This window comes from Desulfitibacter sp. BRH_c19 (genome assembly GCA_001515945.1).
In the GTDB taxonomy this organism is placed as follows: Bacteria; Bacillota; DSM-16504; order Desulfitibacterales; family Desulfitibacteraceae; genus Desulfitibacter.
The window spans coordinates 106,006-131,587 of sequence record LOER01000023.1 but is presented as its reverse complement, the minus strand read 5'-3'; the positions used below and the strand labels follow the sequence as shown (position 1 = coordinate 131,587).

The window sequence follows — 25,582 nt, the reverse complement described above, 5'->3', positions numbered from 1 at the left end:
GAATGAAATACAAACCATATCTTTATTTGGCACCAGCTTTATTAGTATTGACAATATTTTTCTTGGGGGGTCTTGTTTTTGCGTTACTTCAGAGTTTTGGATATTTTCCAGTTCTGGGATTAACGCAATTTACTCTTAAGTATTACTTGCTAGTAGTAAAGCAAAAAGAATTTATGGCCTCCCTTACCTTTACCTTATATATAGCTTTTGTATCAACTTTTCTGTCAACTATAATAGCTATATATTTGGCAAATTATATGGTGAACCTAAAGCAGAAGAACAAAGTAATTGACTTTATGTATAAACTGCCAATAGCAGTTCCACATATAGTTGCTGCATTAATGATTGTTTTTCTAATATCACAAGGAGGGTTTTTAGCAAGGATTTTCATTAACCTAGGGGTAATTAATGAATCAGGACAGTTTCCTCCTGTTTTCTATTCGAGAAATGCTATTGGAATCATAACAATATACATGTGGAAAGAAATACCCTTTATTACATTAATGATTTATACAGTTATGAAAAATATACATGGAAAGCTAAATGATGTGGCAGCTACGTTAAAAGCTTCTCCATGGCAGGTGTTTTTTCAAGTTACACTACCTCTTAGTATGCCAAGCATAATTTCTGCATCTGCCATAGTTTTTGCTTTTTCCTTTGGTGCCTTTGAAATACCATTTTTATTAGGGGCCACCTATCCCAAAGCTTTACCAGTATGGGCTTATTACAATTATATTTCTCCGGACTTGTATAACCGACCCATTGCCATGGTTATTACAATAATTCTAACATCAGTTTGCGTAATGCTTGTCGGGTTATATTATCTATTTATGAAAAAATATCTAAGACAATGGGGGTAAGTATGGACAAAAAACAACTAGTGCATAAAATTATTGTCATGATTTTTTTCATCCTCTTAATGTCCCCGTTTTTAATTCTATTGTTATGGGCCTTTAGTAAAGTATGGACGGCAGGAAGTATTTTTCCACATGACTGGGGATTAAGGGGTTGGCAGTATATATTAAACCCTCAGAATAAAATATTGTCTGTTATCGGAACAAGTATATTCCTATCTTTGGCAGTAACTCTAGTAGCGACAATTATTAGCATTCCAGCCGGAAAGGCCTTAGGCTTATATGACTTTCCTGGAAAAAATATTGTTGAAATTCTTGTTCTAGCCCCTATAATTATTCCGCCTATTACAATTGGAATGGGTATACATGTGATTTTTATAAAGTATGGGCTGGTTGATACTTTTTTGGGAGTTCTCTTAATCCATTTAGTGGTGGTTATGCCCTATGGGATAAGAATATTTGCAAGTGTATATAAAGCAATGGGGTTAAAATGGGAGGAGCAAAGTAAAATATTGAAGGCAAATAATTGGCAAAGATTCATATATGTGACTTTGCCTTTCCTAAAACCAGGGCTAATTACCAGCGGTATTTTAATGTTTAATGTTTCCTTCAGTCAATACTTTTTGACATTTTTAATTGGTGGTGGAAAAATTGTTACATTACCATTAGTTCTTTTCCCATATATTAATAGTGGTGATAGAGTTATAGGTTCTGTTATCAGCCTTATATTTATTCTGATTGCACTTATTTTTATGTTTATAATTGAACGGGTGATTACAGACCCAAAACAAAAATCAAGTTATTATTATTTATAAGGGTGGGTTAAATGGCTAAAGTAATCTTAAAAAACCTGGTAAAATACTACTCGAAGGAAAAAGTTATCAAAAATTTAAATATAGAAATTGAGCATGGGGAATTTGTTGCTCTAGTAGGTCCTTCTGGTTGTGGTAAGACAACAACATTGAAACTCCTGTCTGGATTATTACTTCCTGATCAAGGTCAAATTTTACTAGATAAAGAGGAGATAACATTTTTACCTGCGGAACAAAGGGACATTGTTATGGTATTCCAGGACCATCTGCTTTTTCCCCACCTTTCTGTAGCTGAAAATGTTGCTTTTGGTCTGAAAATGCTAGGAGTATCAAAAAAAATAAGAATGGAAAAGGCAAAGGCCTTGTTAGAATTGGTTCATCTCCCAGGAATTGAGCAAAAATATCCTGGCCAATTGTCAGGGGGACAGCAGCAAAGGGTGGCCTTAGCACGGGCACTAGCCCTGGAACCAAAGGTATTATTGTTAGACGAACCTTTGTCAAACTTGGATCCCACCCTTCGTGAGGAAATGAGAGAATTAATTCTCCAAATCCATAGAAAGCTTAATATGACCACAGTATTTGTTACCCACGATCAGAATGAGGCTATGCTTTTAGCAGATAAAATTGCAGTAATGCTAGAAGGGCAGATACTTCAATATGATACTCCATATAACCTATATAATCACCCAGTAAACAAAAAAATAGCAAGCATGTTTGGGGTCTGCAACTATTTAGAAGGAAATATTCACAACAATAATTTTTTTGCAAAGGGTAAGAAAATCAGTATTCCCCACTTTTTAGACAATGGAGAGTTTGTAGCCTGTGTAAGAGCAGAACATATTGAAATTTGTTCACCGCCTCAAAAGGAATGCTTTTCAGGAGTAATAGAAGATAAAAAATTCTCCGCAGGTCAAAGTATAATCAAGATCTCCACAGATTTGGGTTTGCTGACAGCAGTGGTAAAAAACCATATTGATATTGAGTTGGGTTCAAGAATGTACTTTAAAATTGAATGGAACAGGGTTTGGTTTCAAAAAAGGGGTGAAAGCTGTGAAGATTTCCATCATAATTCCCACCTTGAACGAGGCCAACAAAATATTACAAACATTAAAAATGATAAGGCAGCTTGTGGGTGATAAAGAGATTATAGTAGCAGACGGAGGTAGTAGTGATGATACTATTACCATAGCTAAAACAATAGAGGATGTAATTGTTGTTAATAGCCATATTGGTAGAGCAAATCAAATGAATACGGGGGCTAAGGTAGCCTCAGGAGAGGTATTACTTTTTCTCCATTGTGATAGCGTATTAGAACCATCAGCATTAATAAGAATCGAAACAACCATTGCAGATACTAGAATTGTAGGTGGTTGTTATACATTGAAAATGGATGATAATCGGCTTGTTTTTAAGTTTATCTGTCTTGGGTCAAATATAAGAGCCAGGTTATCTAAGGTATTCTTCGGAGATCAGGGTATATTCGTTAGAAAGAGTGTATTTGATGAGTTAGGCGGATTCCCTGCCATTGAGCTGATGGAAGATTGGGAGTTTTCTAGGAAGTTACGAGAGAAAGGGAAGACAGTACAGGTTACTGAAGGAATAATCACTTCAACACGGCGTTTTAAAAAAGGTGGAGTTTTAAAAACCTGTTTGTTTATGCATAAGCTGAAAATACTATACCTATTAGGTAAGACACCGGCAGAATTAAAGAATAAATACTATGATGTGAGGTAAATATGTTAATTGCCTTAATGACTAGAATACCTGAGCCAGGTTACACAAAAACCAGATTAGAATCCCATTTTTCAAAAAATGAATGTGCGCTTCTTCATGGAGCTTTTATTATGGATATGGTATCAATGCTTAATAATAATGGGTTAAAGTATAAAGTGTTTTATGATGTTAAAGGAAATGTAGACAAGCTTAAAAGTATACTACCTGTAAACGCCCCTGTTATACCTCAACAAGGATTAAATTTAGGAGAAAAAATGTACAATGCTCTTAAATGGGGTTTTAGCAATGGCTATACTAAAGTAGGAGTTCTTGGGACAGACTTGCCTACGTTAGAGCTATCTTTTATAAAAAGTGCAAGAAATTTACTAGATGTATATGATCTTGTTTTAGGACCTACAGGTGATGGTGGATACTATTTTTTAGGAATGAAAATGCTGCATAAAGAAGTTTTTAATATAGACAATTGGGGTAGTTCTACTGTGCTAGAAAGTACAATTACGGTAATAAACAAACTTAATTTGAAGTGGTGTTTATTACCCGAATGCAATGATATAGATTATTTTAGTGATGTAATCCAGCTTTGGAAAATGCTTAATGAGAACAAGGTTGAAAGTATCCCAAAACATACCTATAGTTTATTAAAGAATCTAAATGTTGATAGTAGGGTGAGATAAAATGCTTGCAGAAAAATTATTTGATACAGTTCAAGATTATGTGAATTCACCAACCTTTAAAAAGCAAATGAAGATAGACATAAATGATAAGGTTATGGTAAATTACCTTGCCCAAGGTGAATACAACTTAAATTATTTATTAATGACTAGTAATGCCGACAAATACGTTTTCAGGGTTAACACAGGAAGCCAAATGCTACTTAAAAACCAAATTAGCTACGAATATCAGGCTTTGAATATCCTGCAGCACTCAGGTGTAACGCCAAAGCCTTGCTATATAGATGATACAATGGAAAGCATTCCATATGGAGTGCTTGTTATGGAATACCTTCCTGGAGAACCATTAGACTATAAAACAGATTTATCTAAGGCGGCTGATACTTTTGCTAGAATTCATGGATTAGAATTTACAGAAAATGATACAGATTTTTTGGTAAAGGAACCTGGTCCATTTACTGGCATCTATAATGAAGCTACTAGGCTGCTCACAAAATATTTTGAGTGTCCCAAGGCTAATATTGAAACATCAAGATTATTGGAAAAGGTAATTTTAGAAGCAGAAAATAGAAAAAATCAAGAAAAATTGCTTTTGGCTGACCCCTGGCTGCGGGTAATTAATACAGAGGTTAATTCTCACAACTTTATTGTAAATGAAGAAATGGGGACATGTCATTTAATTGATTGGGAAAAGCCTATTTTAGGCGAACCAGCGCAAGATCTGAGTCATTTTGTTATATGCACTACAACTATCTGGAAGAGGAATTATGTGTTATCTAATGAAGAAGAAAATTATTTTATTAATGGATATTTGCATAAGCTACCTGTTTGTCCCCAAAAAGATACTTTAAAAGACAGGCTGGAAATGTTTAAGTTCTTTAATTATGTTCGTGCAGTATCGTGGTGTGCTATGGCCTGGACAGAATATATTGAACCCGGACGGCTTTTAAGTAATGATGATACCTTTGATAAGATAAAGGCTTATATTGAACCGCAGTTTTTAAAAAGTGTTTTTGGAAATCTAAAAACCAATTTTTAGACTGAGCCAGGCTTTATAGACATCATCAGTAAACATCTTTAAATTATCTATTGTAGGAAGATTTATCACGCAAGGAAAAGCATCTTCAGTTTCATTTACTAAAAGACCTTTTTCAAGATTAGTAAGATTAGGTGTTATATGATGTAGCGAGTCTTTAAAAAGTGAAGGTTCTACTAAATATACAGCTGCCACAACATCCCAATTATGGAAACCATTTATATTAAAAGTACACATCATGTTTTGAAACCAGTATAAGCATTTTCGCGCAATATACTTTGCTGCAGGATTATCACTAGATAAAAGTCTTTCGTCAAAGTCTTTTTTAGTAAAAAAAGCATCAAGACAGTTATTTCCTGTAATTACAGATACATTTCTACCGTTTTTTAAAACACATTGAGCAGCAGCAGGGTCACAGGAAAAATTAAGTTCATTAAGAACCTTACCTTTGATAATCAGTTCTTGAGTGATACCCCCCATTAGGACAATTTTAGATACCTTTTCAAAAATCTCATTATCTAGTAGATATGCTCCATATATATTTGTTAGAGAGCCTAGGGCTAATAAGGAAATGTTTTCTTGATTAGCATTTACCGTTGCAACTATAAATTCAGCTGCGTCACTAGTTAAGGTATGTTTATCAGGGCTACCCTCGAGCAGGGGGATGTGAGTCGCATCAATATCATTTAGCAACTTTTGTGTTGCTGAATATACTGTTTTCAAATCGCTATTTCCAAATGTTGTAGTAATTCCACAGATTTCTATCCATCCCTTTCCTAATAGATAAAGTAAAGCTAAGCCGTCATCTACATCGCATCCTTCAACACCCATTGTATTATCACAATCGAAAATAACTTTCTTCACTTCAAAACCCTCCCAGAAGAAATTACCAGCTAATGTTTTCTATACCTATAATATTACAAACAGAATTGGATTACAAAAATTAAGTAGCAGTAATGGGCCAAGTAGAGAATCTCTTGCTTGAATAAGCTCGCAGATTGAGAGGAATCATCAAGAGGTATAGATTTTATGGAATAATCACCATTAGTTTAACCCTGGATCTTCGTCTTTTAAATATACAAACCAGTATACTAAACCTACAAATAGTACTCCACCTACAATGTTTCCTAAGGTTACAGGAATTAGGTTGTTTATTATAAAACTTCCCCAGTTTAACATATCTGTGTTAATTGGATATCCCAGTATTTCTTCGGCCTGTTCAAAACCAATATTTCTGTGAACTAAAAGAATACCCATGGGAATAAAATACATGTTAGCTATAGAGTGTTCAAAACCTGAAGTAACAAAGGCTGCAATAGGCAAGATAATCGCAGCAATTTTATCAGTCACACTACGAGCTCCAAAGCTTAACCAAACAGCAAGGACAACTAAAATATTGCACAGTATACCTCGCATAAAGGCTTCTAAAAAGCTATAGTTGACTTTGGTGTTGGCTATTAAAATTGTTTTAGCACCTACTAGCTGGTCATTAATTAAGGGCTGTTGAGCAAGATAAACTAATAACACCAAGATTAAAGCGCCTAGAAAATTGCCTGCAAAAACAATTACCCAGTTTCTAAGCATTAAATAGAAAGATATCTTCTTTTGTACATAGGCCATGACAATTAGAGTATTGCCTGTAAATAGTTCTGCACCACCAATTATTATTAGAATTAAACCAAGTGTAAATCCTAAGCCTCCAATCAACTGGGTAAATCCTAACGACAAAACAGAATCATGTATGATAAATGTATAGAACTGGGAGCCAAGTGCTATAAATCCCCCTGCCAGAAGACTTAGTACAAACATTTTTGTAAAAGAGTTTGTTGCTTTTGCCACTCCAATTTTTTCTACCCTTGACGCCATTTCTTTGGGAGAGTAGGCATCAATATGCAAATCCCACATTTTTTTCACCACTTTTTAGAATTGAAATTTAAGAGACTATTTGATTATCTAGTATACCCTAAATATTCATTTACAGTATTTTTTTGAGCTGTACTTAAAGTTCAGGATACTAGCTAACATGATTTAACAATGAGATTGAACCTAATTCTGTGTTATAATTACTTCCATATGAGAGGACTATCGGAGTAGAAATGGGGTGTTAATATGGATCCGTTAACTCATGCTTTAGCTGGTGCATTAGTGGCTTCTTTCTCAGGAAACCCTATATCCATAGCAGACCCCATTTTTTTGGGTGTTGTTTTAGGATCTATGGCTCCTGATTTAGATATTATATATCAGACTAAGGGAGATATGGCTTATTTAAAAAATCACAGGGGCTTCTCCCATTCATTTATTGGATTTATTATTATAGCTACTGGAATAGCTGGTGTCCTAAGTTTTATATTTCCAGAAACAGCTTTTATGACAGTATTCTTGTGGACTTTGCTCGGAGCATTAAGTCACGGGTTTTTGGATTTTTTGAATTCATATGGTGCGAAGCTTTTCTGGCCATTTTCCAAAAAGAAACAAAATTTAGGGATATTAACTGTTTTTGATCCTATTCTAACATTTATTATGGGGGCATCATTAGCTGGGCAAATGCTAAATCCTATGATAAATGTCATTGGCGCAATTAGCGTTATGGCATATTTGGCTTTTAGGGTTTATATGCGTTTAAGAGTAGCGTGGGTAGTTAAGAAAAAGTATTCTAATTTTAAAAAGATTATTGTGATTCCATCGGTTATCAGTATTTGGAACTGGCACTTTCTTTTAGAAAATGACAATAATATTACAGTAGGCGAAGTAAAGTTTTTGTCATGGGCAATGAAAATAAGGAGAAGCTATAGAAAACAGAAAAATCATCCTGTTGTCCAAGCAGCTATTAATAGTAAGCTTGGTAAATTATTTGGGGATTTCACTCCAATTTTTCATGTTGCTTTCCAAACAAAACCGAATGGGCATCTTGTTAGTTTTATTGATTTAAGATATTTTTTAAGAGACGATTTTATGCACCATGCTTCATGTATTATCAATGAGGAACTCCAGCTTATGGATGGAATTTTCCAACCTTACAACAAAAACAGAAAAATAAAGATTGCTAGTTAGCAAAGGGTGCTTTCTGGTATTTGATAACCTGTGGTTTAATTAAGTGCCACAGGTATTTTATTAAAAAAGCACTTACCTTGCATTAATGTTAATGATACAATTATATAGCAAAACTAACTATATGATTGATAAACTTAGAATAGATTATTGTAATACTACATGAAGGAGGTCTTTTATTTGTACAAATTGTTTTCCGGAAATGAAGCAATAGCTAGGGGTGCGTATGAGGCAGGAGTTAAGGTAGCGGCTGCTTATCCAGGAACTCCTAGCACAGAAATTCTCGAGAATGTTGCCAAATATGATGTAATCGATTCCCAATGGTCCCCTAACGAAAAAGTGGCCTTAGAGGTAGCTATAGGAGCTTCTATTGGGGGAGCTAGAGCATTATCAACTATGAAACATGTAGGAGTGAATGTTGCAGCTGATCCTCTAATGAGTTATACCTATATTGGGGTAAATGGGGGACTGGTTTTAGTAGCAGCTGATGATCCAGGAATGCATAGTTCACAGAATGAACAGGATAGTAGATATTGGGGTCTTTTTGCTAAAATTCCTGTTATTGAGCCAAGCGACAGCCAGGAAGCAAAGGATTTTGTTAAGTATGCTTTTGAAATTAGTGAGATGTTTGATACTCCTGTTATTCTAAGAACAAACACACGAGTTTCACATTCAAAAAGCATGGTCAAGCTTGAGGAACCTAAGGAAATAGTGATTAAGGAATATATAAAAACTCCTGAGAAATATGTTATTCTTCCTAAGCATGCTAGAGTTAGACATTCAGAAGTTGAGAAAAGAAGAATTGCTCTTGAAGAATTTGCGGGCAAAACCCATTTAAACAGAATTGAATGGGGTGATAGAAAACTAGGCATTATAACTAGCAGTATCAACTATCAATATGTAAAGGAAGTTATTCCAGAGGCTTCAGTTTTAAAAATAGGCTTAGCCTGGCCATTAAATGAAGCACTTATAAAGGAATTTGCAAATGGTGTTGAAAGGCTGGTAATAGTCGAAGAACTAGAACCAATATTTGAAACCCAGATTAAGGCAATGGGAATTAAAGTAGAGGGGAAAAGCATTATTCCTAGAGAAGGGGAACTTACAGAGGATATTCTTCGCAAAGCATTTTTTGATATTGAAAAGACTGAGTTATATCAATCAGCTCAAAATTTACCAGTAAGGCCTCCTATTCTTTGTCCAGGATGCCCTCATAGGGGAACCTTCTACGTTTTAACAAAGATGAAGCTCACAGTAACTGGGGATATTGGTTGTTATACCCTTGGAGCAGCACCACCCTTTAATAGAATAGATACTACTATATGTATGGGAGCATCCATAGGAGCATTGTTTGGATTGGAGAAGGCCTTAGGCAAAGAGTTTTCTCAAAAGACCGTTGGAGTTATTGGGGACTCAACATTCTATCACTCTGGAATGACTGGTCTCCTAAATATGGTATATAATGGCTCCACATCAACATTGCTTATTCTAGATAATTCCACAACAGCAATGACAGGGCATCAAGATCATCCAGGTACTGGAAAGGCATTAATGGGTCATGATACGCCCCATATTAATTTGGAGGATGTAGTAAAAGCATTAGGTGTAAAAAGAGTGCGAAATGCGGATCCATTTACTTTGAAGGACTTAGAAGCTGTATTAAAAGAAGAGCTTACAGCGGAAGAGACTTCAGTAATAATAGTAAAAAGGCCTTGTGCTCTTATTCAAAAAAAACATGACACTCCATATTCGGTGGACGAAGATAAGTGTATAGCATGTAAAAAATGCCTCAAGGTTGGGTGCTCTGCTATTTCAGTAGACCAAAAATCATCAATAGATCAATTAATGTGTGTCGGATGTGGTGTATGTAGGCAAGTCTGTCCTAAAGATGCAATTGTGAAGGCTGGTGTCCAATAATGACAAATAAAATGGCGGATAAAAGCATATTAATTGTAGGAGTTGGAGGACAGGGAACGCTATTGGCAAGCAAAGTGCTTGGGCAGGTAGTAATGCAAGAAGGGTTAGATATTAAAATGTCAGAGGTACATGGAATGGCTCAAAGGGGCGGTAGCGTTGTTACCCAGGTTAGGTTTGGTGAAAAGATATATTCTCCACTAATTCCTGATGAGGGTGCAGATATAATTCTATCTTTTGAAATGATGGAAGCCTTGAGATATTTGCCCTTATTAAAGAAGGATGGAAAAATAATCATTAATGAACAGAAGATAGCACCAATGCCAGTATTAGTAGGAGCAGTCAAGTATCCAGAAGATCCTATCAAGGAAATACAGAAAATGGGTATCGAAGTGATAGGCTTAAAGGCTTATGAGTTAGCTAAAGAAGCAGGTAACATGAAGGCGGCTAATGTTGTATTGCTTGGTGTTTTGGCAAAGGATCTGGATTTTGATGAAAACATGTGGGAAAATGCCATAAAAGAAACTGTTCCTGAAAGATTTTTAGAAGTAAACATGAAAGCCTTTGAAATGGGATATAATTATAACATTTAATGTGAATTTTTTGCTAAAAAGCAGTCATACTCGTGTGGCTGCTTCTTTTATTCCTTAATTTGTTAATACATCATATTAATCACCAGTATACACAATCCAATTTCTACACATGTTAAATAATGAAAACAAATTAAGGAGGAATTTTGCATGAAAAAGCAGCAAAGGCAGGGAGTCCAAGAGACTGTTAATAAAGCACAAAAAGCTCATAGGGCTGTTGAAGAACTGAATTCTAGTACTCAGCCTATAGAACTACTTGAAGCTAGCAAGCAAGTGCAAGAAGCTCAGCAGAATGTTCAAGCAACTGAGAGTCAATATATAAATCAACAAAATGGTACTGATTTTCAACTGCTTCAACAAGCAGAGGATGTACTTCAAATGGATCAACAAGCCATTGAACAAGTAGGTCATGAACTTATTGAAAAGGCACAACCCCCAGAGGTTAAGACTCAGAAAAATAGAGAGTACTAAAAGAGTATATCTATTTAACTGACTAACTTGGCGTAGCTCTGCACAGGTTCAACTAAGTCAACAAGTTGACAAGTTTCACTTCGAGTCTCCCATCTTCTACAAGTGGGAGTACAACGCCAACTAAGCCATTCATTCGTAGCTCTAAAATTCAGCGGGAGTAGAATCTCCCCCTGAATTAAGATCTTACTTCAATGAAGGATATTAGGTCTAATTCCTAGTATCCTTTTATTTATACTATCAGAAAGCACTATAAAAGTTTTTCTTAATTAAATTCCTGACAAGTGTGGTAAAATTAATTTATCAACTAATGACTTAGAGTACATAACGGAATGCCATAAGCTAAATATATTCTGATCTAATTCATAGTCAGATAATAATTGGTAAGGAGATGATATTCTTTGTCTAAAGACCTAAAAATAACAGTACTAGTAGAAAATACCGTTGGAATTAGTATTGGGTTAGTAGGAGAATGGGGTTTAAGTTTCCTAATAGAGATAGAAGGGAAGACTATTCTTTTTGATACTGGAGCTACAGGAGCGATAGTACCAAATGCACGAACGCTTGGAATTAATTTAGAAGATGTAGATTTAGTAGTATTAAGTCATGGACATTATGATCATACAGGTGGATTACGTTCCTTTCTACAATACTATAAGGGATCACTAGATATAATTGCTCATCCTGACATCTTTAAAGCACGCTATACTGTAACTGATGGTAAATTAAGGCACGTAGGTATTCCATATACACGTGCGGAATTAGAAGGGTTAGGGGCTAATTTTCAGTTAATCACCCAACCCTTAGAAATAGCACCTAACCTTTTTGTAAGTGGTGAAGTGCCTAGAAACTCTACCGTAGAAAATCAGGATCTGAGATTAAAAGTTTTAGAAGGTGATCAACAACTGATAGACTCTGTATTAGATGATTTTTCGCTTTATGTACCTACTGAAGCAGGATTAGTCATTATTCTTGGTTGTGCTCATGCAGGTATAATCAATATAGTAGAACATGCTCGTAAAGTAACTGGAATTTCTAAAATACACTCAATAATTGGGGGAACTCATTTAGGACCGCTACCAAAAGTTAGGCAAGAAGAAACAATTGAGTTCTTAAAATCTCTAGATTTAAAGCTCTTTGCGCCTAATCATTGCACGGGACCACAAGTGTCAGCAGAGCTATATAATATTTTTGCTGACTCCTTCAAATTTGTATCTGCAGGCAGCTCATTTATTTTAGCCCACTAAGTAATGCAGGAAAAGGGAGATAACTGTGGAAATATAATATGGTAGTTTTTCTGGATAAGAAGGTGACGGAGGTTGGGACAAATTTTGAAAACCCCTAAATCAGATTTGCTTTTTAAAAGTTCTGCTGGACATGAGGTACACAGGCATGAAAATAATATTTTTATTCGTTATAATAAAGAAATGCTTGCCTTCTCAACATCTCAGCTAAATGGCGGTATCAATAAAATAGACTATAGCTTCAATCATCAATTATCTAAATGGATTGAAACAGTTGATGATTTACCGGGAGGCAGCTTAAAAAACTATCTAGCCTATAATTCAGAAATCTTAGGGTTGGAAGGTAACCGATCAACAGGTTTAATCACTTCAGCCTCCATGGATAATGTAGCCATTATTCACGAAGTTCTCGGAGATGCGTCATTATTTGCTGTAGTCACGGGAGGAGCTAGTGTTAATGCTGCTAGGGCAGGAGATTCTGCTTCATATGATGAGACAAGCTTTGGAAGGTTTGTACCTGTTGCAGGCACTATAAATATAATGCTTGTACTTGAATTTTCCATACCTGTCGAAGGCCTTGCAAGGACTGCTATTGTGGTTACAGAGGCAAAGACAGCAGCTATGCAGGAGCTAAATGTTAAAAGCTGTTTTTCTGAAGGAGTAGCTACAGGGACTGGTACAGATGGCCTGATAGCTGCTTGCCATAACGATGATGAATATTCTTTTTCGGATGTTGGTACCCATTCCAGACTAGGAGAACTAATAAGTAGGATTGTAAAAAAGGGAGTTACAGAAGCACTAATTAAAGATGGAATAGAGGGGGTTAAAACACGATGAAAGGTACTTACAAAGTGTTGGTTCTACTTATTGCTTTTACATTCTTATTGAGTGGGTGTGGTAGTAATGCGATAGATGTAAATACAAATACGGACAGCAAAATTTTTAAGGATGTTTTAGGAAGAGAGGTAGAAATACTTGAACCTCCACAAAGGGTAATATCTTTAACACCAGCAGTAACTGAAATTCTATTTGAATTAGAGCTGGGTGACAAAGTAATGGGAGTTACTGAGTACTGTACTTTTCCTGAAGAAGCACTTAGCAAACCAAAGATGGGAGGGTTCGAAGATCCAAATATTGAGTTGGTTGTGGATGCAGAACCTGATATTGTTTTTGTAGCAGCTGGGATACAGACGGAGCTAATTGAAAGACTTGAAGAACTTGGTATTACAGTATTCTGTTTAGATGCTGCAAGTGTTGATCAGGTAATTAAAAACATAAGCATGGTAGGGGATATCATGGGGGTACCTGAGATAACCAAGAGTTTAACAGATGAAATGCAAGAAAAGGTAGATTATATAGTTGATAAGGTAAAGGACCAAGAAAAGCCTGTTGTGTTTTTTGAGGTATGGGATGAACCACTTATGTCTGCTGGTCCCGGAACATTTATAGACAGTATTATTAATCTTGCTGGTGGAAGTAACTTGGCAGGAGATGCTGATACCCAGTTTCCTCAGTTAAGTATGGAAATTCTCTTTGAAAGAGACCCAGATGTATATATTGCAAACGATTTTCATAAAAAGGGTGACATTATGACAAGACCTGGTTATGAAACTTTAAAGGCGATAAAAACAGAAAGGGTTTATACCTTAAATGATGATTTAGTAACATTGCCTGGGCCAAGGATTGTTCTAGGTTTAGAAGAGGTGGCCAAGATAATCCATCCTGAATTGTTTTAGTTATAAAGAAAACCTAGCCTTTCTATGACGAACAGGCAAATTGAGTGGAGTGCTGTAAATGGAGTTAGTGGACAAACCTGAAAATCCAAGTGTACAATTAAAATCGCGCCCCATTGGCAAAATAGTCTTCTTGGCTATTTTGCTTATATTTGTTTGCTTAACAGCCGTTACCATTGGGCCTGCGGATATAACTTTGGGTCAGACAGTAAAAATTTTACTTTCTGAAATACCGGTGCTGGGAGATAGCATTGTTCTTGATGATGTGAAAGTTAGCCAACAGACAATAGTGTTACAGATAAGGTTTCCTAGAATTCTTTTGGCTGCCTTGGTTGGTATAGCACTAGCAACTGTAGGAGCAACTTTTCAAGGTCTATTAAAAAACCCAATGGCTGACCCATATATAATTGGTGTATCATCCGGGGCTGCCTTGGGAGCTACTATTGCAATAGTAACAGGTCTCTCAGCTGTACTAGGATATTTTGCGGTGCCATGGATGGCATTCATAGGGGCTTTAATAAGCACCTATACAGTTTACAATATAGCTAGGGTCGGAAACAGCGTTCCTGTATATACATTGTTGCTAGCAGGGGTAGCGTTGAGTGCCTTCATGTCTGCAATAATGTCCTTTCTTATGGTTCTAAACTCTAATGAAATGCAGCAGATAATGTTTTGGCTCTTGGGAAGCTTCTCTGCAAGAAACTGGGGGCATGTTCAAGCAGCAGCACCATTAATACTTATTGGTGTGGTTATTATTAACTGTTTTACAAGAGAACTAAATGTTATGCTATTTGGGGACCATACTGCACAGCACTTGGGTATAGATGCAGAAAGAACAAAAAAACTGCTTTTGACTCTAGGGGCTTTTACTGCGGCCGCAGCGGTATCGGTAAGTGGTACCATAGGTTTTGTTGGATTGATTATTCCCCATGGAGTACGTCTTGTGGTAGGACCTGATCATAGAGCTTTAATGCCAATTTCCGCATTAGTGGGAGGTATCTTTATGGTAGCAACAGATACATTTGCTAGGACCCTTTTAGGAAGTGTGGAGATACCAGTAGGAATTATAACAGCCATGCTTGGAGGGCCATTTTTCATATATTTATTAAAAAGAAAGAAAGGGTCTGAGATTTAATATGATTATTCCTGGGTCAGAAATAAAAGTTAAAAATTTGCAGTTTGGATACGGGAAAAGTATAGTGCTCAAGGATATAAACCTTGAGGTTAGGCCTGGAAGCTTTCTTTCTATAATTGGCCCAAATGGTTCAGGCAAATCAACTCTGCTTAAAAATATTTCTAGAGCAGTCTTGCCACAAAAGGGAGAAGTTGAACTTGATTCTCAAAATCTCCTTTCAATGAAACCTAGGCAAATTGCTCAAAAGATGGCTGTTGTTCCCCAAGATACTGCAATTGAGTTTTCCTTTAGTGTGTATGAAACGGTTTTGATGGGTAGAACACCCTTTTTGGGAAGATTTGAAAATGAAAGCCCTAGGGACTTTGCTCTTGCCAAATGGGCTATGGAGATAACTAATATATGGCAGCTCAAAGATAGATCTGTTACGGAAATAAGTGGTGGGGAAAGACAAAGGGTGGTTGTTGCAAGGGCTTTAGCCCAGGAACCCAGGATTATTCTTCTAGATGAGCCTACTGCCCACCTTGATATTCAGCACCAGGTAGAGCTTTTAGAACTTCTGCAAAGCCTAAACTGGACAAGTGGCCTTACTATCATAGCGGTTCTTCATGATTTAAATCTCTCCGCCCAATTTAGTGAATCTATTCTTTTGATGAAAGATGGGGAGATCTTTGCAGAGGGAGAACCTCATCAGGTATTGACTCCAGCTAATATAAGAAAAGTATATAATATGGAAGTTGCCATAACTGATAATCCTTTGACAGGTAGGTTTAATGTGATTTCTCTGGGAAGAACTAAATCAGACCTAAAGGATGGAAAAGGCCTTCATATTCATCTTGTATGTGGTGGTGGGACAGGGGTATTTATCTTAGATAGACTTGTTCAGCTTGGCTATAAAGTAAGCTGTGGTGTTTTAAATATTGGAGATACTGATTGGAACAGGGCGAAGATGCTGGGGGTAGAAGTTGTGGAAGAAGCACCCTTTGCACCTATTAGTGAAAGATCTATCTTAAAGAACAAAACTTTAATTGAAAAAGCAAACTATTTAATTATAACCTCTATACCCTTTGGGAACGGTAATTTAGCAAACTTACAATTAACTGTAGAGGCCTGCCGGACTGGCAAGCCTGTTTTAATGATGGCAAATGATTTTTCAGAAAGAGATTTTACTGAGGGAAATGCTGGAAAGCTGATGGAGGAAATGAAAACAGCTGGTGTTGTACTTGTCCATAACCCACAGGAGATTTTTGAGTTCCTAGAGAATGATGTATAACCATATTATTCTACTAAACAGTTGAGGAGGTTAAAGTAAATGATGGCGTATAATATCTTTTCGTTCATACTAATGCCAATATATCTGCTTATCCCAGCGGTTATACTATATTTTGTGGTAAAGTTAGCTGTAAAGCATGCTGTAAAAGAATTGAAAAATGATGGAATTATTTAATTAGATTGCTAAGACGGCTATTTCCTGAGCTATCAGACTAAAGCCCTCACCCCTTTTTGAAATATACCCTGATACAATCAACGGCTTCGGAGAAGCTGTGTAAATAAACTGTCCGAACTTTTTATAAATATCTTCAAAGACAGTTACATCGGTGAGACCTGTTTCATCCTCTAAGGAGAAAAATACCATTGTTTTGCCACTTTTTACAGGTGGTCTTTGAGGCCTAATGGGTATGCCCGAACATTTCACCTTTGTTTTGTCTGGGAACTTCTTTAGTTCAGCTGCAGTATAGAAACCCTTCAATTTCAAGATCTTCCTTATTTTCCCCAATGGATGTTCATTTACGTGGATGCCTAGAACTTCGAACTGGAGTATTTCCCGCTCATCCGTAGGAAAATCAGGTACAGGAGAAGAGAAATGAATTTCCTTTCCTTTTAGTATCTTATGTAGCTTCCAAAGGAGGTCGCGGCGGTTTTGCCCTATGGAATCAAAAGCCCCTGAAAAAATTAGATTTTCACATAAATCCTTTGGAACTCCCGTTCGTTTATAAAAATCCTCAAGAGAAGTGAAATCCATTTGAGAACGAACTTCCAATATTTTCGGAAGGATTTTATCCTGCATCCCCTTTACTTGCCCCAAAGAAACTCTTATTTCTCTGCCTTCTACAACAAATTTATCCTTACTTAAATTAATATGGGGAGGAAGTATTTCAACATCTCTCCTTCTTGCTTCTACACATAAGGTTTGAGCACTATAAAACCCCATTGGCTGATTACTTAAAAGTGCTGCAAAAAAATGGGCTGGATAATGCTTTATCAGATATGCCGTTTTATATGCCGTTGTGGCAAAGGAGGCTGCATGGGCTTCACAAAAACCATAGCTTGCATAGGAAGCTATGTATGAGAAGATAACTTGGGCTAGATCCTGGGAAATTCCATTACTTTGAGCTTTAGTAACAAAGTGTTCTCCAATTTTCTCCATTGCCTTATAAGATCGTGCCTTGGTCATTATCCTGCGCACCTGATCTGCCTCACCAGGAGAAAAGCCTGCCACCTCAGTGGCTATTTCAATAACCTGTTCTTGGAAAAGAACAACCCCATAGGTTTTTTTCAAGATAGGTTCTAATTTGGGATGAAGATAAGTAACAGCTTCTGTACCATGGCGTCTAGCAATAAATGGTTCTACCATGTTTCCTTTAATAGGACCTGGACGTATAAGTGCTAGGCTGGCCACAATATCTTCCATATGAGATGATTTCAGTCTATTTTGCAATCCTCTTTGGGCAGGACTTTCTAACTGAAAAACACCTATGGTTTCTCCTTGCTGTAGCATATTAAAGGTATCTTTATCATCATAAGGTATAGCTTCATAAGAAAAGCTACTTTCAGCAAGCTTGATGCTTTCGTTGCAGTCTTCTACAGCAGCGAGTGTTCTTAAGGATAGCAAATCAAGCTTCACAAGTCCGAATGCTTCAATATCATCCTTGTCAAATTGGGTTATAGTCAAACCTTTGGCAGAAGGCTGGAGCGGTGTTACCTGTTCTAATGGGACCGAGCTTACAACTACCCCTCCAAGGTGAGTTCCAAGGAATCTTGGAAGACCAGCTGCCTGTTTACAGAAATCAAAGAGCTGGCTATAGTTGCTCCAATCCATGTTGCTTTTTCTTAACTCTGGAAGACTAACTAACACATCAGGAATCTGATCAGCATAGACATGGGGAAGAAGCTTTGCTATTTTGTCCAGTTCCCCTTCAGGTATTTCCAAAACCTTTCCTAGATCTCTTACTGCTCCACGAGCCTTAAAAGTATTATAGGTGCAGACACTTGCAACCTTATCCTCACCGTATTTTTTGACAAGATAATCTATTAAAATATCACGCTTACGGGAGTCAAAATCTATATCAATATCAGGTTTTTCAGCCCTTTCTAAGCTCATAAACCTTTCAAAAAGTAGTCCCCGAGAAATGGGATCCACTTCAGATATTCTTAAGGAAAATGCGACAACAGAGACAGCTACTGAACCCCTAGCTGCATACCTTATTTTCTTCCTTGAAGCATACCGTGCAAGATCCCATACCATCAAGAAATAGTCCTGAAACCCTAGCTTGATTATCACATCTAGTTCACCCTCTAAACGGGTTCTTATGGATTGAGTTAATTTTTTGTATCTTGCTGCTGCTCCTTGATAAACAATTGTTTTAAGAAAATCTGCAGCGTCTGTGCCAGGTGGTAGGGGAAATGAAGGAAATAATCTATTAGCTGTGGGTAGGGCGTCCTGACATCTTTCCTCTAATTCATGGATGTTTTTAAGGGCTACGGGATTGTTTTTAAAAAGATATTCCATTTCCATTTGGCTTTTAAAATAGCATTCGGCGTTTAATCTTCTTTCTTTATGTATTTGGTTTAAGGTGGTGTTTGTTCTGATACAGGTAAGGATGTCATGTAAAGCAAAGTTTTCTTTTTTTAAGAAATGGGTATTGTTTGTAGCTACTATTTTAAGATTAAGCTGTTGTGCTAATTGGTGAATATGATTTTGTAACAACTTATCACCTGGGTGAAGTAGGTTTTGTATTTCCAAGTAAAAGTTATCCTGATTAAAAATATTTAAATATCTTTTAGCTACTTCTAGTGCTTTATGAAATTGCCTATTTAGCAATAGGGCAGGTATTTCTCCTCTGTAACACCCGGAAAGGGCAATAAGATTTTCATGATATTTTTCCAGAGTCGAAAAGGAGGTTGTAGGCTGATAACGCCCCCCTTTTTTATAGCTTTCAGTTAGAATTTTGCAGAGATTATTGTAACCCTTGGTGTTTGTTGCCAAAAGGGTTAGGTGGTAGTTGTTTTCCAGAGTTATCTCACTACCTATGATAGGTTTAATATTAGCTTTTTTAGCAGCCTGATGAAACCTTACTGCTCCACAGAGATTATTATGGTCCGTAAGAGCTATGGATGACATATTTAAATTAGCCGCCATTTCCACCAGCTCTTCGGGTGAATTACAACCATCTAGAAAAGAGAAATATGAATGACAATGTAAATGAGAAAAGCTTATCATATTAGTTAACCTCCTAACCTCATTATACGAACATATGTTTGAATAGGCAAATGTTATTATTTGGTAAAAAGTGTTTGTAAAATTCCTACTTCTTAGCAGGAATTTGAGAATTTTTGGAGAAATACTTACTTAGTTAAGTTAACAAAGTAGCATTTAATGCTTTGTTTTTCTCAAAACGTTTACAAGTTAAAGTTAACTAAGTTAACTCAGGAGGAGCAAATAATGGCGCGAATTGGCGGAAATCAGCACTTAGTTCGCAAGACAAATCTAAAGCTGATTATAGAAACAATAAAAAGAAAAGGGACTATTTCCAGGGCTGAGTTGGCCAAGGAATTAATTTTAAGTGCTCCTAGTGTATCTTCAAATATAGATCAGCTATTGAAGATGGACTTACTGAGGGAAGTTGGCGAAGGAGACTCTGGAGGCGGGAGAAAACCTATCCTTTTAGAATTTAATAAGGAATACGGATACGTAATAGGCATTGACTTAAGTAGTGAAAATTGCAGGACTGCTTTAGGAGATCTACTAGGCAATATAATTGCCATGGAGCAGTTTAGCTTGCCTGAGGATAAAGACGGAGAAAAAATCATCGAAAAAATTATATATACTATTCAGGAGATTTTTGCTAGTTATCCTGAGACTAAAAATAAATTAAAGGCTATTACTGTCGGTACTCCAGGGGTAATTGATCCTGAAGCTAATACAGTACGCTTAAGTCCCCAGTTCAGGGGTTGGGATCATCTGCCAGTTAAGCAAATATTAAGTGAGCACTTTCAGGTGCCTGTGTTATTAAAAAACGACATTAACTTGGCGGCTTTAGGAGAGGCCCATTATGGGGTAGGGAAAAAAAGCCGTAACCTAGCCTACATTAGCGTGGATATGGGAGTGGGTGCTGGAATCATTCTAAAGGGAAAGCTGTTCGAAGGCAGTAATCTTGCTGCAGGGGAAATTGGCTACATGGTACCGGATGTAGACATGCTTGATGAAGAGTTCGATGGGTATGGTCCACTAGAGGCAAGAACATCCGTCCCGGCACTATTGAAACAAGTGAAAAAGTTAGTGGCTGGTGGGGAAGTTTCTATTATAAATCAATGGGTAGATGATCCGGATAAAATAACGTTGAAAATTATTAAACAAGCATTAGACAATCAAGATGCACTTGCTGAAAAGGCAGTTACAGCAATTGCCAGATACTTGGCTGTAGCAACCGCCAATCTTCAGGCAGTATTAGACCTAGATCTAATTATCATTGGTGGTGAAATTAGAGTATTAGAAAATCACTTGCTTGATCTAGTTAATAAGCAGGCTGGAAAGATAATGCCCACTAAACCAGCAATAATATACTCTGTGCTTAACAGTAAGGCGGGTATTTATGGGGCCTTTGCGATTGGACTAGATTATGTGTTTAAGCATTTATTGGATTGAATTTTGGCATTTATGAAAGGGGGATTGAGACATAAGGTTTTCTGTGTTAATAGTTACTCTTTAAGATGTTGATAGTTACTTTTTAAGATTATGGAGGAGGAGAAAAGATGAAAAAGTTTTTAGTTTTATTGTTAGTACTTGGCTTAGCTATAGGTTCATTAGCCGGATGTAGTACATCTGAGCCTGATGAAGAGGGAGAACCAGAAGATGGTATAGTAGAAATTACATTAACTAGCTGGAGAACTGAAGAAATTGAAGCTTTTAAAATACTGAATGCAGAATTCAATAAAGAATACCCAGACATTAGGGTAAAATATGACCCTATTAAAAACACAGAGTACAACTCAGTATTAAGCATGAGCTTAAATACTAATACTGCTGCTGATTTAATGTATGTTAGACCTTTTGACAGGGGTGTAAGTTTATTTGAATCCGGATATTTGGTAGAAATGAATGAAGAGAACTTACCTAACCTGGCAAGTGTTCCTGAAACCCAAAGACAGGTTTATAAGTCTGAAGATGGAAAACTTAATTCTGCTCCATATATGTATGTATCCTATGGATTTATCTACAACAAGGGTATCTTCGATGAACATAATTTATCAGAGCCAGAAACTTGGGATGAATTTTTTACAGTATTAGATAAACTTAAAGCTGAAGGCGTTACTCCCCTTGCCCTTGGTACTAAAGATGGCTGGGTGATGGATGAAGTAATAGCTAATCCCAACTATGTCAATTTCCTTGATGGGGAAAACTGGCGTAATGCTATTTTAAAAGGTGAAAAGAAATTTACTGATTCTGATTTTGTAGGTTATCTAGAAAGCCTTGACAGATGGAAGGATTACATGCCCAATGCTTACCAGGCAATTGGTTATGTAGAATCACAACAGTTATTTTTATCTGAGCAAGCTGCTATTTACCCAGCTGGATCTTGGGAAATCGGCTATTTCCAAGATCAAAATCCAGATATGGAGTTTGGTGTATTTATGTCCCCAACAGTCAATAAAGGGGATAAGCAGTGGCTAGCTTTCAACGGTGGAGCAGGGGTAGGAATTAATAAGAACTCAGAACATGTTGAGGAAGCTTTAATTTATGCTAACTGGTTACTAAGTGAAAAGGCACAGATTCTTACAGGTAACTTGATGGCAGGACTTTATCCAACTGTAAATGTACCTCTTGATAAGATTGAAGACGAATTAGCAAGGGAATGGATTGAAGCTTCAGGAGCAAATGGTGAAAACTTTGCTGTATGTTATGGATTAGAAAATTTCAACAGAGAAGAACCATCTGCCGGAACGCTTAATATGGAGAGTATTACCAGCATGTTTAATGGAGATATGACTCCACAAGAAGCTGCGGAACATCTCCAAAATGGATTGGCAAGTTGGTACATACCATTTCAGGAATAATATCAAAAATCTAAAATATCTATGGGATGGTCAATGAACCATCCCATAGATTATATTTTACATCTTGCATCGTGAATGGAGGGGAATTTGTGAATTCCAAAGAAAGATTACTAGCTGTCTTAAAAGGAGATATGCCAGATAGAGTTCCTATCAATACTCTTGAGCTACAGGGATGGAAATCCAATGATTGGTATAACAAGCAGCCCAAGTATGCTGAGTTGATGGACTATATCAGGAAAAATACTGATGGAATAAATTTTTGGTATCCCTATACAGGTCAACGTATTGGTGATTCGGATAAGGGATTGGGCCGTTTTTTGACAGGTACCAAGAAAATAACAGAAGAGCTTCGTAGCTGGCGAGAAGGGGAAGATACTTACACCGAAATTATCATAAAGACCCCAAAGGGTGACCTTAAAATGGTGGAACGTTTCAATGATCTAGTTAATACTGTTTGGGTTATTGAACATTTTGTGAAAGATCTTAGTGATTTGGAAAAAGTACTTTCAATTCCATATGAACCATTTCTGCCCGACACTAGTTCTCTAATACAGGCTCAGATTGAAATAGGTGATAAAGGAATTATTACAACTGATATTGGGGACCCTATTGTTTACGTTTTTGACTTATTTAAGTATGATGAATTTTTAATGTTTGCAATGACAGAAGAGAAAAGAATGCATCAGTTATTAGAAATATATTTTGAGAGAATTTATAATTACCTGCAGTATCTTCTAGAAAATGGTGCAGGACCATTGGTAAGGATTTATGGCCCCGAGTTGGCAACACCTCCTTATTTACCAAACAGATTGTTTAAGGATTATGTATATAATTATGATAAGAAGCTTATTGATTTAATCCATAAATACGATTGTTATTGCCGAGTGCATGCCCATGGTCGGGTAGGCCAGGTTTTGGAATATATTGCAGACATGGGTGCAGATGCTATAGATCCTGTTGAGGCCCCTCCTAGTGGTGATATAGAATTGGCGGAGGCGAAAAGAATTATTGGTGATAGGGTTACCATTTTTGGAAATATCCAACTCCATGACTTGGAATTGCGTAATGAGAAAGAAATAATAGAAATTACAAAGCGGACAATTGACCAGGGGGCACCAGGGGGAAGATTTGTTTTGATGCCCACGGCTGCCCCACTTGATGTAGAACTTAAAGAAAGAACTAAGAATAATTACGTTGCGATGATTGATACAGCACTATCATACGGAAAATATTAAGATATAGGTGTGATGACATGGCAAAAAAAAGAACTAGATATGGAATAATCCTATACTTATTGCCAGCAGTAATTCTATATACGCTATTTATGGCCTATCCATTAATAATGTCCTTAGGTATGAGTCTATATGAGTGGAATGGCTATGGTCCAATGAGTTTTGTTGGACTTGAAAATTTTAAAAGGCTGCTTTTTGTAGAGCCTTTTAATGCTAGGTTTTTTAATGCCCTGACGAACAATTTTAAATTATTTGCATATACCACCTTATTTCAAAATGTGGTGGCTCTCTTTTTAGCGGTATTATTAACCAAAAAGTTAAGAGGGACAGATTTTTATCGTACAATTTATTTTATGCCTGTCACTTTATCCGTATTAATAGTAGGTTTCATATGGACGCTTATTCTAAATCCTACTTGGGGAGTACTGAACAAAGGTTTAGAATTAATAGGTCTGGTGAATTTAGCAAAGCCTTGGTTAGGGGACCCTAACTTAGCGTTACCAGTAATTGCATATGTTAATTCCTGGCAATTTATTGGCTTGCCCATTATGATGTTTGTAGCCGGGATTAGGGCAATTCCCGAAGAGCTCTTTGAAGCGGCTAGAATAGATGGGTGTAATGAATGGCACGTATTTAGAAATATAACCCTGCCCGGACTAATGCCAATAATTGGCTTAGTGATGATATTAACAGTAGTTGGAAACTTTAGTTCATTTGAAATTATTTATGCCATGGCTGGTACCATGGCCGGACCCAATTATGCTACGGATGTTTTAGGAACCTTATTTTATCGTACTGCCTTTAGCGCTACGAGTGCACAGCCAAGCATGGGGATGGGAGCAGCAATAGCAGTCTTTATGTTTGTGATTATCTGCTTTGGTGTGGCAAGTTGGTCATACATTGATTCCAAATTTAACAAGAGTTAGGGGGGGAAAGATAGTGAATCCTAAAGTACGAATTACTAATCTGATGACTCATGCCATTTTATTGGCTTATTCCTTTGTAGTCATTTATCCTTTGTATATTATGGTCATTACCTCCTTTAAGACAAATTTAGAAGTGATGACAAAACCTTTTGGCTTACCACAGAGCATTAATTTAAGCGGTTATGAGACAGTATTGCTACAAACTAATTTTTTAATTTATTACCGCAACAGTATTATGGTAACGGTTGTTTCTTTATTGCTAATAATAGTGGTTTCAACTCTGGCTTCATATGCATTAGGAAGATATGAGTTTCGCGGAAATAAGCTGATTTATTTCTTTTTTCTGGCCGGCATGATGATACCTATCCGCCTGGGAGTTTTGAATTTGTTTCAGATCTTTCAGAGTCTAAATCTATTTGATAACTTATTAGCATTAATTTTGATCTATACAGCTATGGGGATCCCCTTTTCAGTTTTTATCATAACTGCCTTTGTGAAACAAATTCCTAAAGAAATGCTGGAGGCAGCACAAATTGATGGGTGTAATGACTGGCAAATATTAATAAGAATTTACTTGCCACTACTGCGTCCCGCCATAGCCACATCAGCTATTTATCACTTTATACCAATTTGGAATGATTTCTATTTTCCGTTGATATTTATCAAAAGTGATGCATTAAAGACCGTACCTCTTGGAACAGCCATCTTTTTCGGCCAATTTCAAACAGACTGGCCTACTGTATTTGCTGCATTAACAGTAGCGGTCATACCAGCCATAATTTTCTATCTAATCATGTCAAAACAATTTATTAAGGGACTTACTGCTGGTGCAGTAAAAGGATAGGAGGTAGTTGAA

Annotated in this window: 23 protein-coding genes; 20 read left to right on the top strand and 3 right to left on the bottom strand. The window is 36.7% G+C overall.

The features are described 5' to 3' along the window. Positions 1-2: 2 nt before the first annotated feature. Genes APF76_13430 through APF76_13405 form a run of 6 tightly spaced genes read left to right on the top strand, consistent with a single transcriptional unit; the run spans position 3 to position 5,110 of the window. Positions 3-860: a spermidine/putrescine ABC transporter permease gene (locus tag APF76_13430; GenBank protein ID KUO51639.1), complete on the top strand. Its 858-nt coding sequence runs from the start codon at positions 3-5 to the stop codon at positions 858-860. A 2-nt stretch (positions 861-862) separates the two neighbouring features. Continuing rightward, the gene (locus tag APF76_13425) at positions 863-1,669 is read left to right on the top strand and encodes an ABC transporter permease (protein ID KUO51638.1); all 807 of its coding nucleotides are present in this window, start codon (positions 863-865) and stop codon (positions 1,667-1,669) included. 11 nt (positions 1,670-1,680) lie between these two features. Beyond that, positions 1,681-2,802, top strand: coding sequence for a hypothetical protein (locus APF76_13420; GenBank protein ID KUO51637.1), 1,122 nt, complete (start codon positions 1,681-1,683; stop codon positions 2,800-2,802). Then, positions 2,717-3,400 (top strand): hypothetical protein, encoded by a 684-nt coding sequence (locus APF76_13415; GenBank protein ID KUO51636.1) that lies wholly within the window; start codon positions 2,717-2,719, stop codon positions 3,398-3,400. Before APF76_13420 ends, APF76_13415 begins: the two co-directional genes overlap by 86 nt. A 2-nt stretch (positions 3,401-3,402) precedes the next feature. Beyond that, positions 3,403-4,074, top strand: a complete 672-nt coding sequence (locus APF76_13410; protein KUO51635.1) for a hypothetical protein — start codon at positions 3,403-3,405, stop codon at positions 4,072-4,074. Position 4,075: 1 nt separating this feature from the next. Then, on the top strand, positions 4,076-5,110 hold the full coding sequence (locus APF76_13405; GenBank protein KUO51634.1) for a hypothetical protein: 1,035 nt from the start codon (positions 4,076-4,078) through the stop codon (positions 5,108-5,110). On the opposite strand, the gene APF76_13400 is transcribed toward APF76_13405, so the two are convergent. Together APF76_13400 and APF76_13395 are read right to left on the bottom strand one after the other, a co-directional pair. After that, positions 5,093-5,938 (bottom strand): hypothetical protein, encoded by an 846-nt coding sequence (locus tag APF76_13400; protein KUO51674.1) that lies wholly within the window; start codon positions 5,936-5,938, stop codon positions 5,093-5,095. The two genes, APF76_13405 and APF76_13400, sit on opposite strands and share 18 nt — an antisense overlap. 213 nt (positions 5,939-6,151) lie before the next feature. After that, entirely contained in the window at positions 6,152-7,012 is an 861-nt protein-coding gene (locus APF76_13395; protein ID KUO51633.1) for a hypothetical protein, read from the bottom strand. Between the two features lie 204 nt (positions 7,013-7,216). Here APF76_13395 and APF76_13390 point away from each other — a divergent pair, with 204 nt between their 5' ends. The 9 genes from APF76_13390 to APF76_13350 all read left to right on the top strand — a co-directional run bounded on the left by APF76_13390 (position 7,217) and on the right by APF76_13350 (position 16,506). Then, a complete protein-coding gene (locus APF76_13390; GenBank protein KUO51632.1) occupies positions 7,217-8,158 on the top strand; it encodes a hypothetical protein in 942 nt (313 codons plus the stop codon). A gap of 177 nt (positions 8,159-8,335) precedes the next feature. After that, the gene (locus tag APF76_13385; protein KUO51631.1) at positions 8,336-10,069 is read left to right on the top strand and encodes an indolepyruvate ferredoxin oxidoreductase subunit alpha; all 1,734 of its coding nucleotides are present in this window, start codon (positions 8,336-8,338) and stop codon (positions 10,067-10,069) included. Positions 10,070-10,080: 11 nt separating this feature from the next. Further along, a complete protein-coding gene (locus APF76_13380) occupies positions 10,081-10,659 on the top strand; it encodes an indolepyruvate oxidoreductase subunit beta (GenBank protein KUO51673.1) in 579 nt (192 codons plus the stop codon). A gap of 147 nt (positions 10,660-10,806) precedes the next feature. Then, a complete protein-coding gene (locus APF76_13375) occupies positions 10,807-11,127 on the top strand; it encodes a hypothetical protein (GenBank protein ID KUO51630.1) in 321 nt (106 codons plus the stop codon). A gap of 398 nt (positions 11,128-11,525) precedes the next feature. Next, a complete protein-coding gene (locus APF76_13370) occupies positions 11,526-12,371 on the top strand; it encodes an MBL fold metallo-hydrolase (protein ID KUO51629.1) in 846 nt (281 codons plus the stop codon). Positions 12,372-12,443: 72 nt separating this feature from the next. Beyond that, complete coding sequence (locus tag APF76_13365) at positions 12,444-13,205, top strand: hypothetical protein (GenBank protein KUO51628.1); 762 nt, start codon at positions 12,444-12,446, stop codon at positions 13,203-13,205. Beyond that, the gene (locus APF76_13360) at positions 13,202-14,104 is read left to right on the top strand and encodes a hypothetical protein (GenBank protein ID KUO51627.1); all 903 of its coding nucleotides are present in this window, start codon (positions 13,202-13,204) and stop codon (positions 14,102-14,104) included. Before APF76_13365 ends, APF76_13360 begins: the two co-directional genes overlap by 4 nt. Positions 14,105-14,162: 58 nt before the next feature. After that, entirely contained in the window at positions 14,163-15,236 is a 1,074-nt protein-coding gene (locus APF76_13355) for an iron ABC transporter (protein ID KUO51626.1), read from the top strand. A 1-nt stretch (position 15,237) separates the two neighbouring features. Continuing rightward, entirely contained in the window at positions 15,238-16,506 is a 1,269-nt protein-coding gene (locus tag APF76_13350) for a hypothetical protein (protein ID KUO51625.1), read from the top strand. 174 nt (positions 16,507-16,680) lie between these two features. Here the strand turns inward: APF76_13350 and APF76_13345 are convergent, their stop codons facing one another. Continuing rightward, a complete protein-coding gene (locus APF76_13345; protein KUO51672.1) occupies positions 16,681-19,731 on the bottom strand; it encodes a hypothetical protein in 3,051 nt (1,016 codons plus the stop codon). Positions 19,732-19,956: 225 nt separating this feature from the next. On the opposite strand from APF76_13345, the gene APF76_13340 reads away from it, so the two are divergent. From APF76_13340 to APF76_13320, 5 genes are all read left to right on the top strand, one after another. Next, positions 19,957-21,159, top strand: a complete 1,203-nt coding sequence (locus APF76_13340; protein KUO51624.1) for a hypothetical protein — start codon at positions 19,957-19,959, stop codon at positions 21,157-21,159. 107 nt (positions 21,160-21,266) lie between these two features. Then, positions 21,267-22,568: a hypothetical protein gene (locus tag APF76_13335; protein ID KUO51623.1), complete on the top strand. Its 1,302-nt coding sequence runs from the start codon at positions 21,267-21,269 to the stop codon at positions 22,566-22,568. Between the two features lie 89 nt (positions 22,569-22,657). Next, positions 22,658-23,803, top strand: a complete 1,146-nt coding sequence (locus tag APF76_13330; protein KUO51622.1) for a hypothetical protein — start codon at positions 22,658-22,660, stop codon at positions 23,801-23,803. A gap of 17 nt (positions 23,804-23,820) precedes the next feature. Further along, positions 23,821-24,726 carry a hypothetical protein gene (locus tag APF76_13325; protein ID KUO51621.1) on the top strand — a complete coding sequence of 302 codons (906 nt, stop codon included), beginning with the start codon at positions 23,821-23,823 and terminating at the stop codon, positions 24,724-24,726. A 43-nt stretch (positions 24,727-24,769) separates the two neighbouring features. Next, the gene (locus APF76_13320) at positions 24,770-25,570 is read left to right on the top strand and encodes a hypothetical protein (protein KUO51671.1); all 801 of its coding nucleotides are present in this window, start codon (positions 24,770-24,772) and stop codon (positions 25,568-25,570) included. Positions 25,571-25,582 lie beyond the last annotated feature (12 nt).

What these genes read in the sequence shown, in the direction of transcription:
- APF76_13430 (KUO51639.1), top strand. Translation starts at nt 3, where the DNA reads ATGAAATACAAACCATATCTTTATTTGGCACCAGCTTTATTAGTATTG.
- APF76_13425 (KUO51638.1), top strand. Translation starts at nt 863, where the DNA reads ATGGACAAAAAACAACTAGTGCATAAAATTATTGTCATGATTTTTTTC.
- APF76_13420 (KUO51637.1), top strand. Translation starts at nt 1,681, where the DNA reads ATGGCTAAAGTAATCTTAAAAAACCTGGTAAAATACTACTCGAAGGAA.
- APF76_13410 (KUO51635.1), top strand. Translation starts at nt 3,403, where the DNA reads ATGTTAATTGCCTTAATGACTAGAATACCTGAGCCAGGTTACACAAAA.
- APF76_13405 (KUO51634.1), top strand. Translation starts at nt 4,076, where the DNA reads ATGCTTGCAGAAAAATTATTTGATACAGTTCAAGATTATGTGAATTCA.
- APF76_13400 (KUO51674.1), bottom strand. Translation starts at nt 5,938, where the DNA reads ATGGGTGTTGAAGGATGCGATGTAGATGACGGCTTAGCTTTACTTTAT.
- APF76_13395 (KUO51633.1), bottom strand. Translation starts at nt 7,012, where the DNA reads ATGTGGGATTTGCATATTGATGCCTACTCTCCCAAAGAAATGGCGTCA.
- APF76_13390 (KUO51632.1), top strand. Translation starts at nt 7,217, where the DNA reads ATGGATCCGTTAACTCATGCTTTAGCTGGTGCATTAGTGGCTTCTTTC.
- APF76_13380 (KUO51673.1), top strand. Translation starts at nt 10,081, where the DNA reads ATGGCGGATAAAAGCATATTAATTGTAGGAGTTGGAGGACAGGGAACG.
- APF76_13375 (KUO51630.1), top strand. Translation starts at nt 10,807, where the DNA reads ATGAAAAAGCAGCAAAGGCAGGGAGTCCAAGAGACTGTTAATAAAGCA.
- APF76_13360 (KUO51627.1), top strand. Translation starts at nt 13,202, where the DNA reads ATGAAAGGTACTTACAAAGTGTTGGTTCTACTTATTGCTTTTACATTC.
- APF76_13355 (KUO51626.1), top strand. Translation starts at nt 14,163, where the DNA reads ATGGAGTTAGTGGACAAACCTGAAAATCCAAGTGTACAATTAAAATCG.
- APF76_13350 (KUO51625.1), top strand. Translation starts at nt 15,238, where the DNA reads ATGATTATTCCTGGGTCAGAAATAAAAGTTAAAAATTTGCAGTTTGGA.
- APF76_13340 (KUO51624.1), top strand. Translation starts at nt 19,957, where the DNA reads ATGGCGCGAATTGGCGGAAATCAGCACTTAGTTCGCAAGACAAATCTA.
- APF76_13335 (KUO51623.1), top strand. Translation starts at nt 21,267, where the DNA reads ATGAAAAAGTTTTTAGTTTTATTGTTAGTACTTGGCTTAGCTATAGGT.
- APF76_13325 (KUO51621.1), top strand. Translation starts at nt 23,821, where the DNA reads ATGGCAAAAAAAAGAACTAGATATGGAATAATCCTATACTTATTGCCA.
- APF76_13320 (KUO51671.1), top strand. Translation starts at nt 24,770, where the DNA reads ATGACTCATGCCATTTTATTGGCTTATTCCTTTGTAGTCATTTATCCT.